Here is a 14,698-nt window from a genome sequence, read left to right on the forward strand (position 1 = left end):
GGAAAATAAATGTTACGCTCACTTTACTCAGGAATTAGTGGAATGAAAAACTTCCAATCAAAATTAGATGTTGTAGCCAACAACGTAGCCAACGTCAACACACACGGATACAAAAAAAGCCGTATCACTTTTAAAGATATGGTCAGCCAAACCATTGGAAGTTCTGGTGGGCCAACGAACAACTCTGGTTCAATCAACTCAAAGCAAATTGGTTTAGGGTCATCTTTATCTTCAATCGATAAAATTATGTCAGCGGGATCTTCTCAAAATACAAATGAACCTTACGACTTCTATATCAATGGAGATGGGTTTTTCCGTATTGAAGTTCAAGGAGAAGTTCTTTATACAAGAACAGGAAATTTCGACACTGATTCAGAGGGAAGCTTAGTCACCCCTGATGGAAATTATCTACTTGGAATGAATGGACAAAAGATAACGATTCCAGACGGTGTTTCAAGTGTAAGTGTTGGTCCAGATGGAACGATTTCGGTTGTTGAAAACAATGTATCAAGAACCGTTGGTCAAATATCACTCGTATCTTTCCGTAACGCAGGAGGGCTAGACAAAGTTGGTGACAACCTTTACCGCCAAACGTTAAGCTCAGGTGCTCCAAGTAATCCAATCGTACCAGGTGAACAAGGAACGGGCGTCGTCCAAACAGGGAAACTTGAAATGTCAAACGTTGATTTAACAGACGAGTTTACCGAAATGATTATCGCGCAGCGTGGATTCCAATCGAATGCAAAGACGATCACAACATCTGATGAAATCCTGCAAGAGCTTGTGAATCTGAAACGATAGGAGGTAGGGGGAGCGGATGATCGCTTCTCTGCTTAATATGATCGAAGTGACAAGATTGAATGGCAAAGGATTTATGCTGAACGCTCTCCATATCGAGCAAATCGAAAGCTTTCCAGACACGACCATTACATTAGCCAATGGAAAGAAATTCGTTGTGAAAGAAAATGAAGAGCAGCTTCAAGAGAAAATCATTTCTTTCTACAGAAAAATCCAAGTCATTTCATTGAATCAAGGAATAGAGGAATTTGAATGAAGAAGAAATTAGTCGTAGTAATGCTAATCATGATTATTGCCATCGGCGGAATAGGAGCAGGCATCATTTTTCTGTTGAATGGTTCAGAAGAAGCAAAAGCTGAAAAAGAGCCAACAGCAGATGAAGTCGTAAAAGCTTCTGTTGAAATTCCTGAGATTATCACCAATTTAAAGTCTGAAGGAAATGCGGTCAAACTTGTATTGAATATTGAAACAGACTCTGAAAAAGCAAAAGAAGAGCTCGAGAAAAGAAGTTTTCAAGTGAAAGACGCCGTAATTGACATTTTATCAGACACAAATGCAGATGAACTTGATGGCAAAAAAGGCAGAGAACATTTTAAAGCACTAGTTAAAAACAAAGTGAATAACTATTTGCAAGATGGCAAGGTGAAAGAAGTATATATAACCTCCTTTAATCTGCAATAGAGGCGATTAATTGACACGATGGAGGTGAAGAAATGTCAGGAGAAGTGCTTTCCCAGAATGAGATCGATGCATTATTATCCGCCATATCTACAGGCGAAATGGATGCAGAAGAGCTGAAAAAAGAAGAAACGACGAAAAAAGTAAAGGTGTATGATTTTAAACGTGCACTTCGCTTTTCGAAAGACCAGATTCGAAGTTTAACAAGGATTCACGATAACTTCGCTAGACTGCTCACCACACACTTTTCAGCTCAGCTAAGATCATATATTCAAATTACTGTCAGCTCGGTTGACCAAGTACCATACGAAGAATTTATTCGTTCGATTCCTAATATGACATTATTAAACTTATTTTATGTCAGCCCGCTTGAAGGAAGAATTATGCTTGAAGTGAACCCAACAATCGGCTATGCCATGATGGACAGGCTGATGGGCGGGATAGGCATTAGTCATAATAAGACAGAATCACTTACAGAAATCGAAACAAAGATTATCTCAAACATGTTTGAGGGAGCTTTGGAAAATTACAGAGAAGCGTGGCAGTCCATAACCGACATCGAGCCTGAAATGGCAGATTTCGAGGTAAATCCCCAGTTTGTTCAAATGGTGTCACCAAACGAAACAGTTGTCGTCATTTCTCTTAATACACAAATTGGTGAGGTAAGCGGGGTTATTAACCTATGTATTCCTCATGTTGTATTAGAGCCTATTATTCCAAAGCTGTCTGTACACTACTGGATGCAGTCTGAACGAAATGAACCAAAACAACAAGAAACAAAGGCTATTGAAAAACGGATTATGACGGCAAAGATACCGGTAGTCGCAGAGCTAGGGGAATCGGAAATGACGGTGGAAGAGTTTTTGAATTTGGAAATTGGTGATTGTATTGCCTTGGACAAACCAGTAAATGCGCCTCTTACTGTTATGGTCGGAAATAAACCGAAATTCTTGGGACAGGCCGGCCGCGTGAATCGGAAACAGGCGATTCAAATTCTAGATCACGACATAAGAGGTGAAGAAGATGGAGAATAACGGAAGTAAATTATCACAAGACGAAATCGATGCGCTCCTTAAAGGAGGCAGCAATGACGATATAGAGCCTGAAACAATCCTTTCTGCAATGGAGCAAGATGCCATTGGAGAAATCGGAAATATTTCATTCGGCAGTTCCGCTACAGCACTTTCAACCCTATTAAATCAAAAAGTGGAGATTACCACTCCAACTGTGACAGTGATTCAAAAAAGTATGCTGAATGAGGAATTTCCTCATCCGTATGTCGCGATTGAAGTGAATTATACGGAAGGCTTCAGCGCAAGTAACCTGCTTGTCGTCCAGCAAACAGATGCAGCAGTCATTGCGGACTTAATGATGGGCGGAGACGGGACAAATGCTGACCCTTCTTTAAGCGAGATTCACTTAAGTGCAGTGCAAGAAGCGATGAACCAAATGATGGGTTCTGCTGCGACATCCATGTCGACGGTCTTTAATAAAAAGATTGATATTTCTCCGCCTCGCGTCGAATTACTTGATGTGAAAGAAGGAGAAGGAACAGACCGGATCCCAGCTGAAGAAATGCTTGTCAAAGTGTCCTTCAGATTAAAAATAGGAGAGCTCATTGATTCAAATATTATGCAGCTTTATCCTATTACATTTGCGAAAGATTTAATCGCAGAATTAACAGACCCAGCGCAGGAGGAAGAGCCGGTTCAAGACACGCAAGTGAGCACACCCGAACCTCAGCAGGCAGCACCTCAAACGCAGTCTGCACCAGCGCAGCAAGCTGCTCCGCCGAAAAGACAGGCGAAGCCAAAGGCGGCAGCACCTGTAAATGTGGCACCAGTTGAATTTGAAGCGTTCAGTGAGCCTCAGCATACAACAAGCCAGCTTGGAAATCTTGATATGCTGATGGACATTCCGCTTTCCATTACGGTGGAACTTGGAAGAACTCAGCGAAGTGTCAAAGAAGTCCTTGAGCTTTCAGCAGGAAGTATCATTGAACTGGACAAACTTGCTGGTGAGCCAGTAGACATTCTAGTGAACAAACGAATCGTCGCCAAAGGGGAAGTCGTTGTCATTGATGAGAACTTTGGTGTTCGTGTGACTGATATTTTAAGTCAGTCAGAAAGACTTTCTAATTTAAAATAAACAAACATACAGGGAGAGAATAAGTAAATGGCTACTAAGGTATTAATCGTAGATGATGCAGCATTCATGAGAATGATGATAAAGGATATTCTTGTAAAAAACGGATTTGATGTAGTAGGAGAAGCAGAAAACGGCGCTCAAGCAGTTGAAAAATTTAAAGAAACATCTCCTGATCTTGTCACAATGGATATCACAATGCCAGAAATGGACGGGATCACAGCATTAAAAGAAATTAAACAAATCGATGCTTCTGCAAAAATCATCATGTGTTCTGCAATGGGGCAGCAGTCAATGGTTATTGACGCGATCCAAGCAGGCGCAAAAGACTTTATCGTGAAGCCGTTCCAGGCAGACCGTGTACTTGAAGCAATTAATAAAACGTTAGGCTAAAAAAGGGTGTAAGACTTGTTGAAAAAACGTTTGATATGTATAGCAATGATCAGTTTTATGCTTTTCTTAACGATACAGCCTGCTTCACTGTTTGCTGAAACGAAAGATCCTGAAAATGGCACAGTGAATGACTGGCTCAAAGAAGAGAAAGGCAGCAAAAAGGATACAGAAAAGACAACCACTGACAATCAAACGAATCCGGCAGAAGAAGTTCCCTCTTCTTCTGTCTCCATTATGGATTTTGTCAAAATGATTGGTGCCTTACTTTTTGTCATCCTGCTCATATATGGATTGGTGAGATTTGTTGGTAAGCAAAACCGCTTACTTAAACCATTTCGCTATGTTGAAAATATTGGCGGAACGACGGTTGGCCAAAACCGTTCAGTCCAGCTTATCAAAGTGGGTAAACGAGTATTAGTTGTCGGAGTAGCGGACTCAATCCAGCTGCTAAAAGAAATTGATGATGAACAAGAATGTGAAGCGATCGTGAAACAATATGAAGAAGCGATGGAAAGCAAAACTGATTTACCAAAAATCGTTCAAAAATTCACATCTCAGATAAAGAAACAGGATCAGCCAACCACTTCTTCTTTTTCAGCCAATTTGAAGGCGCAGCTAGCCGAATTGAAAAAGACCCAATCAGAAGTCAGAAAGAAAGGCCCGAAACAAAATGAATGAGTTTATCGATTTATTTAATTCCAGCGGTGCAGGGAATATTAGCACGTCTGTCCGTCTTCTTTTACTTTTAACCGTATTTTCGGTTGCACCAGGCATTCTCATTTTAATGACGTGTTTTACACGAATTGTGATTGTACTTTCATTCGTTAGAACGTCACTTGCAACCAACTCAATGCCGCCAAACCAAGTGCTTGTAGGGCTTGCATTGTTTCTCACATTTTTTATCATGGCACCTACGTTCTCAGAGATTAATAAAGAGGCACTCACGCCGCTTTTAAATGATGACATTACGCTCAATCAGGCATATGAAAAAGCCGAAGTGCCCATTAAAGAATTTATGAGTAAACATACGAGACAGAAGGATTTGGCTTTATTTCTTAGTTACGCAAAAATCGATACACCTGAATCGATAAAAGATATTCCGTTAACGGCGATGGTACCCGCTTTTGCGATTTCAGAATTAAAGACGGCATTTCAAATTGGTTTCATGATCTTTATTCCCTTTTTAATTATTGACATGGTGGTCGCAAGTGTTCTGATGTCAATGGGGATGATGATGCTTCCGCCGGTTATGATATCGCTCCCTTTTAAAATATTGTTATTTGTTTTAGTCGATGGATGGTATTTGATTGTTAAATCTTTGCTGCAAAGCTTTTAGAGTAGGTGCTTAAAACATGAGTTCAGAATTTGTCATTACGATGGCTGAAAGATCAGTGTATGTGGTATTGCTTGTCAGTGGGCCGCTTCTAGCGCTCGCTCTTATTGTGGGACTGATTGTCAGTGTGTTTCAGGCGACAACCCAAATTCAAGAACAGACGCTTGCGTTCATTCCTAAAATTGTTGCAGTTCTTATCGGGCTTGTTGTGTTTGGTCCATGGATGCTGTCAACCATTGTGTCCTTTACGACAGAGCTGTTCTCGAATTTAGATCGATTTGCAGGTTAACGAGCGATGTCAATCATAGAATTATTCCCTGCTTTTCTATTAGTTTTTATTCGGATCACCGCTTTTTTTGTGACAGTACCGCTTTTAGCGCATAGAACGATCCCAGCTGTACACAGAGTTGGATTCTCTCTGTTTTTAGCCGTGATTAGTTTTAGCACGATTAAGGAACCGCCAGCACTCGACATAGACGGTCTTTATATGATGCTTGCGGTGAAAGAAGCAACGGTCGGACTTCTGCTTGGTTTGATTGCATATATCATGGTGTCCGCTGTTCAAATTGCCGGCTCATTTATTGATTTTCAAATGGGCTTTGCGATCGCCAATGTGATTGATCCGCAAACAGGGGCGCAAACGCCGCTGATGGGGCAGTTTTTTTATACGGTCACATTGCTATTGATGCTGGCAACCAATGCACACCACCTGCTGCTTGATGGAATCTATTACAGCTTTCAATATATTGCAGTTGATCAGTACGCACTGAATTTCGGCAGTGAATCCTTTGCTTATTTTATTGCAAAGAGCTTCAACCAAATGTTCATCATTGCCTTTCAAATCTCAGCACCGGTCGTTGCCAGCTTGTTTTTGGTCGATTTGGCACTGGGCATTGTGGCACGAACAGTTCCGCAGATGAACGTTTTTGTTGTCGGACTTCCTATTAAAATGGGTGTGAGTTTTATTATGATCATCATCTGTATGGGCGTCATCTTCGGGGTTGTCCAAAATACATTTGATACGATTGTACTCACCATGAGGAATTTCTTAGCATTGGTCGGTGGTTCGTCATGATGACAAGACTTAGACTAGACTTGCAATTTTTCGCAGGTGAAAAAACAGAAAAAGCAACGCCGAAAAAGAGACAAGATTCACGTAAAAAAGGTCAGGTTGCCAAAAGTACCGACGTCAATACAGCCATCTCATTTCTATTAATCTTTTTATCATTCTTTTTTATTGGGCCTTTTATGAAAGAGCGTATTATTGCGCTCATTGAACGTTTTTATTCAACAACGATGCTAATGAAGGTTAGCACATCTAATATTCATCAACTATTTGTGCAATTGCTTCAGGAAACAGGAATCCTCCTCATGCCAATCCTTGGTGTTGGTATGCTGGCAGGGATCATCAGTAACTATTTGCAAGTTGGTTTTCTCTTTTCGACAGAAGTAATCAAACCAAAATTAGAAAAACTCGATCCAATCAAAGGGTTTAAACGGATATACAGTATTCGAGCCCTCGTAGAGCTATTAAAATCCATTTTGAAAATTGGTTTAATTGGTTTTGCGACATTTATTGCACTTTGGATGCACTTTGACGAAATCCTGAGGCTTCCTTTATTAACAGCAGAGGAAACCCTTCATTTCGTCGCAAATATGACCTTGATTATGGGGCTATATGCAGCAGGTGCTCTCATGATCTTAGCAGGGCTTGATTATATGTATCAGAAATTTGATTATGAAAAAAACTTACGGATGTCCAAACAAGACATCAAAGATGAGTATAAAAAATCAGAGGGTGACCCGCTCATAAAATCTAAGATTAAACAGCGCCAGCGGGAAATGGCCATGAGACGGATGATGCAGGAAGTCCCAAAAGCGGACGTCATCATTACAAACCCAACCCACTATGCAATTGCTTTGAAATATGACGAAGAAAAGATGGACGCGCCCTTTGTTGTGGCAAAGGGAACAGATATTTTAGCTTTGAAAATTAGAACGATTGCGAAAGAGCACGATATCATGACCGTAGAAAACCGGCCGCTCGCTCGGGCACTATATGATCAGGTCGACATCGACCAAGCGGTCCCAGAGGAATACTTTAAGGCGATCGCAGAAATTTTAGCTTACGTCTATAAAACGAAACAAAAGATTTTATGAATTTTTGGTTTTAAAAGGAGAGAACAGGCATGTCAGCAAGAGATTTATCTGTTATATTCAGTGTTATTTTAATTGTGGCGATGCTGGTCATACCGTTTCCGCCAATGCTATTAAGTATTTTAATCATTATTAATATTTCTCTTGCGCTTATCGTGCTTCTCACCACTATGAACATGCAAGAACCACTGGAATTTTCAATTTTTCCATCATTGCTTTTGCTCTTAACACTGTTTCGTTTAGGGCTTAACATCTCTACAACACGTTCTATTCTTTCAACAGGAGATGCTGGAAAGGTTGTAGAAACGTTTGGTTCATTTGTTGTTGGAGGAAATATCATCGTTGGTCTCGTTGTTTTCCTTATTCTGATCATCATTCAGTTTATTGTTATTACTAAAGGGGCTGAGCGTGTATCAGAGGTTGCGGCAAGATTTACACTTGATGCGATGCCAGGTAAACAAATGAGTATTGACGCTGATTTAAATGCAGGGATGCTGACAGAAAGTGAAGCAAGAAACCGCCGTGAAAAAGTAGCGAGGGAAGCAGACTTTTATGGAGCGATGGACGGTGCCAGTAAGTTCGTTAAAGGGGACGCCATCGCTGGTATTATCATCGTTATCATCAATATTATATTTGGAATTATTATTGGGATGCTTCAGCAAGGCATGTCGATTCAAGAATCAGCTTCCCACTTTACCCTGTTAACAGTAGGGGACGGAATTGTTTCTCAAATTCCGGCACTCCTCATTTCAACGGCGACAGGGATTGTTGTTACGAGAGCAGCTTCTAACGGAAACCTTGGATCAGACATTACAGGTCAGCTCTTTGCATTCCCAGCTATGCTTTATGTCACAGCAGGCACGATCTTCCTTCTTGGGCTGTTTACACCAATCGGCATACTTTTGACAGGACCGATCGCAGGTTTAATTGCACTTGGCGCATACATGATGTCGAAAAACAAACAAGACCAAGAAGAAATTGAAGAGGTACTGGAGGAACAGGCAGAGGTAGAAGAGATGAAAAGTCCAGAAAGCGTTATTCATCTCCTGCAAATGGATGCCATTGAATTTGAATTTGGCTACGGCCTCATCCCGCTCGCTGATGCAAATCAGGGCGGTGACCTGTTAGACCGAATTGTGATGATCCGAAGGCAGCTTGCCCTCGAACTTGGTCTTGTCATTCCAGTCGTACGGATCCGGGACAATATTGCACTGAACCCAAATGAATACCGGTTGAAAATTAAAGGGAACGAAGTAGCAAAAGGAGAGCTGCTGCTTGATCATTACTTAGCGATGTCTCCAACGCCTGATGATGATCCGATTGAAGGGATTGAAACAATTGAGCCATCCTTTGGTCTTCCGGCTAAATGGATCTCAGAAGCAGAAAAAGATCAGGCTGAGATGCTTGGCTATACGGTTGTAGATCCTGCATCGGTTGTGTCTACTCACATCACAGAGAAAATTAGACAAAACACACACGAACTGCTCGGGCGCCAAGAAACGAAGCAATTAATCGATCATCTAAAAGAAAGTTATCCTGTCTTAGTGGATGAGGTGACGCCAAACCCACTAGCAGTTGGTGATATTCAAAAAGTGTTGGCAAAACTGCTGAAAGAAAAGGTTTCTATTCGAAATCTTGTCACCATTTTTGAGACGCTTGCAGACTACGGAAAATTAACGACGGATACAGATTTGTTAACAGAGTATGTCAGACAGGCGCTGGCAAGACAGATTACTGCACAATATGCGAGAGAAAATGAATCGCTCAAAGTCGTGACATGCTCAGGCCGAGTGGAAAAGGTGATTGCTGACAGCGTACAGCAGACAGAGCATGGCAACTACTTATCGTTAGATCCAGAATCCTCTGAAAGTGTGATTCAATCAGTGGCGAGAGAAATTGAACAGCTTTCGCTTCGTCAGGAAACGCCGGTTCTATTGTGCTCACCTCCTATAAGAATGTACGTCAAGCAGCTGTTAGAAAGATATTTCCCGGATTTACCGGTACTATCTTATAACGAACTAGAAGCAAATGTGGAAGTACAGAGCATCGGAGTGGTGGATATCTAATGAAAATGAAAAAAATCACAGCGAATTCAATGCAGGAGGCAACGATTCAAATTAGGCAGCAGCTTGGGAAGGATGCCGTCATTTTAAATTCCAAAACTGTTGTGAAACGAAAGCTATTCGGTTTAAAGAAACAGCAAATGGTTGAAGTGATTGCAGTGCTGGATCAAGATTTTGAAGAAAGAGCGGGTAAAGGTGGACACCCTGCACCTTCTCTTCCAGTATTTCCGAAAAAGGAGCAGATTCAACACCGGCCTGAAGAGCCGTCTCTTGCTCCTGAGGCAGTGAAACCAGTACCTTCTCAAGCTCAGCCTTTAGAATATGCGAGGAATGAGCGGCTTGCTGGTATTCTGCCTGATCCTCTCATGGCAATCGATCAAAAACTGAAGGATCAAGGTCTTGATGATGTCATTCGAGACGAATGCCTCAAAGGTCTTTTAACGAAGGGTGCTGTCAAGGAAGATCAAATTCAAAAAGAACTTGAACAACAGCTGACAGATATGCTGCCGGCTCACACCTCTGATGAGCCGATGATTCGTTCAAAATACATTGTGCTGTTTGGTTCAACTGGAGCTGGTAAAACAACAACGATTGCAAAGCTCGCTGCCAAAACGGCCATTCAGAAGCAAAAGAAAATCGCTTTTATTACAACAGATACGTACCGAATTGCAGCGATCGAACAACTGAAAACATATGCGGAACTGCTCAATGCACCGCTTGAGGTTTGTTATTCGAGAGAGGATTTTGTAAAAGCTCAAGAGACGTTTAAAGAGTATGATCATATTTTCGTAGACACAGCGGGTCGTAACTTTAAAGAAGAAGCGTATATCAAAGAGCTGACAGACATCATTCCATTTAATGAAAGCATTCAAAGTTTTCTAGTGATGAGTGCGACCTCGAAGTATCAGGACATGAAAGCCATGGTTAAACGCTTTGAACACGTTCCAATCGATCAATTCATTTTTACAAAGGTAGATGAAACAGACACGATGGGAACCATCTTTCAAATCATTGCAGACTCTCAAATTGGACTTGGCTTTTTAACAAATGGTCAAAATGTTCCTGAGGATATTCTTGAGGGCTCTCCTCTTGAATTAACAAGGATGGTCTTACAATGATGAAGCCCGACCAAGCAGAAGGTTTAAGAAAGCTCGTTCAGCAGAATCAAACGATCGCACCAGCTCCTCTTGGTATAAGCGGACAGGCAAAAACCATTGCTGTCATGAGCGGTAAAGGTGGGGTTGGAAAATCGAATTTGACGCTGAATATGGCACTGTCTATCGCAAATGCAGGGAAGCGAGTGTTAGTCATCGACCTTGATTTTGGTATGGGGAATATTGATATTTTACTAGGAAAAACATCGACTAGCTCTATATTAGATGTTCTTGTCAGGAAGAAATCCTTCCAAGCAGCTATGACCCAAGGCACGAACAACCTTTATTACATTTCTGGTGGCAGCGGACTTGAACAGCTGTTTTCTTTAGATAAAGATCAATGGTCGTTCTTTCTAGAGGAAATGGAAAGAATGATGCACGACTTTGATTGTATCTTCTTTGATATGGGGGCTGGCTTGTCTAAAGATCAACTGCCTTTTGTTTTATCAGCAGGAGAAGTTGTGGTTGTGACAACGCCAGAACCAACATCAATCATGGATGCCTACAGCGCAATTAAACACTTAGCGATTCATCAGTTCGAACAACCTGTGCAAATCATTGTCAACCGGTGTAAAACCTCGTCAGAAGGGTCAGAAACCTACCGGAAATTAGCAGGAGTGGTCACATCATTTTTACACAGAAAACTAGTATTTGCTGGTGCTGTGCCTGATGATCCTGCGGTTCCAAAAGCGGTGGCTGAACAAATTCCATTTTATATGAAGCAGCCTCATTCACGGCTGAGTAAAACGATCAAGATGCTGGCAGAAACACTTTATCAACAGCAGATAAGAGAGGCACAGAGAGAGCAGCATACGTTTATAGATAAGTTGTCCTCTTTTTTTAAAAGGAGGAAGGTGGACTCATGATTAGAGTGCTTGTAGTAGATGACTCGGCCTTTATGCGAAAGCTCATTAGTGATTTCCTAAGTGCCGAGCAAGAAATAGAAGTCGTCGGAACGGCGCGAAATGGGGAAGATGCCTTAAAACGGATCAAGGAACTGAATCCAGATGTCGTCACATTAGATGTGGAAATGCCTGTTTTAAATGGAACAGAAGCATTAAAACAAATTCTGGCTGAACACGACCTTGCCGTGATTATGGTGTCAAGCCAGACAAAGCAAGGGAAAGATTTAACCATCCATTGCTTAGAACTTGGTGCTTTTGACTTTGTGACAAAGCCTTCAGGAAGTATTTCGCTCGATTTACACAAAGTAAGAGGCCAAATTGTAGAGCGGGTGCTTGCGGCAGGGCTGTCAAGGAAACGCACTGAAGTACAGGTTTCTCCAAAGCCGGTGATGAAGCCGCCAATTCCAGTGGTTACACCTCGCCCGCAAGCCGTAAAAAGTGGCTCACTCCGAAAGATTATTTCAATCGGAACATCAACGGGAGGGCCAAGGGCACTTCAACGAGTTGTCACGAAGCTGCCTAAGGACATAGAAGCACCTATTTTGATTGTGCAGCATATGCCGGCAGGATTTACAGCATCACTTGCTACTAGGTTAGACCATTTATCTCAAATTTCGATTAAAGAAGCACAAGATGGAGACATCGCTAAAAATGGAGTGGCTTACATAGCGCCTGGTGGAATGAATATGTCACTTCATGAACAAGGGGCATCCTTAGTCATCAGGCTTTCTCCAGAGGACACGGAAAGCCGGCACAAACCTTCTGTTAACTATTTATTTGAATCTATCAGTCATATAAAGGGTTACGAGAAAATTGCTGTCATTATGACAGGCATGGGTAGTGACGGCACAGAAGGTGTCAAAAAAATGGTCGCAAGCGGTCATACTAAAGTCATTGCAGAAAAAGAAGAATCATGTGTTGTTTTCGGAATGCCTAAATCAGTCATTAAAGCAGGCCTTGCACATGAAACAAGGCATGTGGATGACATCGCACATGCAATTATAAGCTCCATGAAAAAAGAGAGGGCGTGAACACGTTGGATGTAAACCAATACTTAGATATCTTTTTAGATGAAAGCAGAGAACACTTACAAACTTGTAATGAAAAACTTCTTGATTTAGAAAAGAACCCAACCGACTTGCAGCTAGTGAATGATATATTCAGAGCGGCTCACACATTGAAAGGCATGAGTGCAACGATGGGCTACGCTGATATGGCTCAGCTAACACATCATTTAGAAAACATGTTTGATGCCATTCGAAATGAACAAATGATTGTCACACCTCAGTCAATGGACACAATGTTTGAAGCACTTGATCACCTTGAAGCAATGGTTCAATCAATTGCAGAAGGCGGAGATGGGAAACGCGATGTCACAGAGATTAGTAAAAAGCTAGATGTGACAGGAAGCCATGCTGAGGCAGCTCCTAGTGTTGAAACAGCGGCTGTATCAGCGGCTGCTGCTAATGACTTAGACTATAACGAATTTGAACGAACAGTGCTTGATGAAGCGAGGGAACAAGGCTTTAAATGCTATGAACTCAATGTAACATTAAGTGACGCATGCCTATTAAAAGCCGTTCGTGTCTATATGATCTTTGAAAGACTGAACGAAGCAGGCGAGGTCGTCAAAACAGTTCCAAATGCAGAACTTTTAGAATCAGAAGATTTCGAATCTGAATTCAGTATTTCTTATTTATCTAAACAACCGATGGACGAAGTGAAAAAAATCGTGATGACGATCTCAGAAGTTGAACAAGTTGAGATCTCGGAAGTTTCTGCATTTGAAGAAGCGACTCCAGCTGAAAAACAAGAAGCAAAACCTGAACAGAAAAAAGAAGAAGTCTCCGTGCCTGCTGCGAAAGCACCAGCAAACGATGCACCAAAAGCAAATGGCAATAACGGTTCAGCTGCAGGAGGAACAAAAACGATTCGTGTCAACATCGATCGTCTAGACTCTCTTATGAATCTATTTGAAGAACTGGTGATTGACAGAGGCCGTTTAGAACAGATTGCCAAAGAGCTTGAAAATAACGAACTCACTGATACGGTCGAAAGAATGACACGTATTTCAGGCGATCTGCAATCGATCATCCTGAACATGAGAATGGTTCCTGTAGAAACGGTGTTTAACAGGTTCCCACGTATGATCCGTCAATTGACGAAAGAGCTCAATAAAAAAATTGAACTGATCATTGAAGGTGCTGATACTGAGCTTGATCGAACAGTCATCGACGAGATTGGAGATCCGCTCCTACACTTACTTAGAAACAGTCTAGATCACGGAATTGAATCGCCAGAAGAACGTGTGAAAAAAGGCAAGCCAGAAAAAGGAACCGTTCTATTAAAGGCGTATCATAGCGGAAACCACGTCTTCATTGAAGTAGAAGATGATGGCGGCGGAATTAACCGTAAGAAAGTGCTTGAAAAAGCATTAGAGCGCGGGGTTATTACAGAAAGAGAAGCGGAAACCATTGAAGATCATCAAATTGATTCATTGATCTTTGCAGCAGGATTCTCTACAGCTGATGAGATATCTGACATCTCAGGCCGCGGTGTAGGTCTTGACGTCGTGAAAAACAAGCTGGAATCACTAGGCGGATCTGTAAGCATCAACTCAACAGAAGGACAGGGCTCACTATTCTCGATCCAGCTTCCGCTTACATTATCGATTATTTCTGTACTTCTTGTAAAACTGGAAGAGGAAACATTTGCGATTCCGATTTCTTCTATTATTGAAACGGCTGTCATTAAGAAAAGCGACATCCTTCAAACGCATGATCGCGAAGTAATTGATTTCCGCGGATTTATCGTACCGGTCGTGTACTTGAAGAAACAATTCCACGTACCAAATGCGAATGAATTAGAGGAAGAACTGCACATCATCGTTGTTCGTAAAGGAGATAAGCTGACAGCATTTGTGGTCGATTCATTTATTGGTCAGCAAGAGGTTGTATTGAAATCACTAGGAGATTACCTGCCAAACGTGTTTGCGATCTCAGGCGCAACAATCCTAGGCGACGGTCAAGTTGCACTCATCGTTGACTGTAATGCACTGATCAAGTAAAAAAC

General features: G+C 41.7%; 16 protein-coding genes. All 16 read left to right on the forward strand.

All coding sequences use genetic code 11. The annotated features are described in order from the left end of the window. Positions 1-9 precede the first annotated feature (9 nt). From flgG to MHB83_RS12890, 16 genes are read left to right on the forward strand one after another with little or no spacing between them, the layout of a single operon-like run. Positions 10-801 carry a flagellar basal body rod protein FlgG gene (gene flgG, locus MHB83_RS12815; protein ID WP_017359086.1) on the forward strand — a complete coding sequence of 264 codons (792 nt, stop codon included), beginning with the start codon at positions 10-12 and terminating at the stop codon, positions 799-801. A 37-nt stretch (positions 802-838) separates the two neighbouring features. Beyond that, positions 839-1,054 (forward strand): flagellar FlbD family protein, encoded by a 216-nt coding sequence (locus MHB83_RS12820; protein WP_034620035.1) that lies wholly within the window; start codon positions 839-841, stop codon positions 1,052-1,054. Beyond that, the gene (gene fliL / locus MHB83_RS12825) at positions 1,051-1,479 is read left to right on the forward strand and encodes a flagellar basal body-associated protein FliL (protein ID WP_050945046.1); all 429 of its coding nucleotides are present in this window, start codon (positions 1,051-1,053) and stop codon (positions 1,477-1,479) included. The genes MHB83_RS12820 and fliL overlap by 4 nt, the downstream gene beginning before the upstream one ends. Positions 1,480-1,511: 32 nt before the next feature. After that, positions 1,512-2,510 (forward strand): flagellar motor switch protein FliM, encoded by a 999-nt coding sequence (gene fliM, locus MHB83_RS12830; RefSeq protein ID WP_003212239.1) that lies wholly within the window; start codon positions 1,512-1,514, stop codon positions 2,508-2,510. Beyond that, positions 2,500-3,624, forward strand: a complete 1,125-nt coding sequence (fliY, locus tag MHB83_RS12835) for a flagellar motor switch phosphatase FliY (protein WP_212045859.1) — start codon at positions 2,500-2,502, stop codon at positions 3,622-3,624. The genes fliM and fliY overlap by 11 nt, the downstream gene beginning before the upstream one ends. Positions 3,625-3,651: 27 nt before the next feature. Beyond that, the gene (locus MHB83_RS12840; RefSeq protein ID WP_003212360.1) at positions 3,652-4,014 is read left to right on the forward strand and encodes a response regulator; all 363 of its coding nucleotides are present in this window, start codon (positions 3,652-3,654) and stop codon (positions 4,012-4,014) included. An 18-nt stretch (positions 4,015-4,032) separates the two neighbouring features. Next, positions 4,033-4,692: a flagella biosynthesis regulatory protein FliZ gene (gene fliZ / locus MHB83_RS12845; protein WP_034619906.1), complete on the forward strand. Its 660-nt coding sequence runs from the start codon at positions 4,033-4,035 to the stop codon at positions 4,690-4,692. Then, a complete protein-coding gene (fliP, locus tag MHB83_RS12850; RefSeq protein WP_003211147.1) occupies positions 4,685-5,350 on the forward strand; it encodes a flagellar type III secretion system pore protein FliP in 666 nt (221 codons plus the stop codon). The genes fliZ and fliP overlap by 8 nt, the downstream gene beginning before the upstream one ends. Positions 5,351-5,366: 16 nt before the next feature. Continuing rightward, positions 5,367-5,636: a flagellar biosynthesis protein FliQ gene (gene fliQ, locus MHB83_RS12855; RefSeq protein ID WP_003211206.1), complete on the forward strand. Its 270-nt coding sequence runs from the start codon at positions 5,367-5,369 to the stop codon at positions 5,634-5,636. 6 nt (positions 5,637-5,642) lie between these two features. Continuing rightward, the gene (gene fliR / locus MHB83_RS12860; protein WP_251191268.1) at positions 5,643-6,422 is read left to right on the forward strand and encodes a flagellar biosynthetic protein FliR; all 780 of its coding nucleotides are present in this window, start codon (positions 5,643-5,645) and stop codon (positions 6,420-6,422) included. Next, entirely contained in the window at positions 6,419-7,507 is a 1,089-nt protein-coding gene (gene flhB / locus MHB83_RS12865; protein WP_003211738.1) for a flagellar biosynthesis protein FlhB, read from the forward strand. The genes fliR and flhB overlap by 4 nt, the downstream gene beginning before the upstream one ends. A 29-nt stretch (positions 7,508-7,536) precedes the next feature. Then, on the forward strand, positions 7,537-9,570 hold the full coding sequence (flhA, locus tag MHB83_RS12870; protein WP_003212241.1) for a flagellar biosynthesis protein FlhA: 2,034 nt from the start codon (positions 7,537-7,539) through the stop codon (positions 9,568-9,570). After that, a complete protein-coding gene (gene flhF, locus MHB83_RS12875) occupies positions 9,570-10,685 on the forward strand; it encodes a flagellar biosynthesis protein FlhF (RefSeq protein WP_050945042.1) in 1,116 nt (371 codons plus the stop codon). Before flhA ends, flhF begins: the two co-directional genes overlap by 1 nt. Further along, positions 10,682-11,587, forward strand: coding sequence for a MinD/ParA family protein (locus tag MHB83_RS12880; protein WP_342496375.1), 906 nt, complete (start codon positions 10,682-10,684; stop codon positions 11,585-11,587). The genes flhF and MHB83_RS12880 overlap by 4 nt, the downstream gene beginning before the upstream one ends. After that, positions 11,584-12,657: a chemotaxis response regulator protein-glutamate methylesterase gene (locus MHB83_RS12885; RefSeq protein ID WP_342496376.1), complete on the forward strand. Its 1,074-nt coding sequence runs from the start codon at positions 11,584-11,586 to the stop codon at positions 12,655-12,657. Before MHB83_RS12880 ends, MHB83_RS12885 begins: the two co-directional genes overlap by 4 nt. Before the next feature lie 5 nt (positions 12,658-12,662). Beyond that, on the forward strand, positions 12,663-14,693 hold the full coding sequence (locus tag MHB83_RS12890; protein WP_268458643.1) for a chemotaxis protein CheA: 2,031 nt from the start codon (positions 12,663-12,665) through the stop codon (positions 14,691-14,693). The last annotated feature ends 5 nt before the right edge of the window (positions 14,694-14,698 follow it).

It is taken from the genome of Bacillus sp. FSL K6-3149 (assembly GCF_038630515.1).
Lineage (GTDB): Bacteria > Bacillota > Bacilli > Bacillales > Bacillaceae > Bacillus > Bacillus pumilus.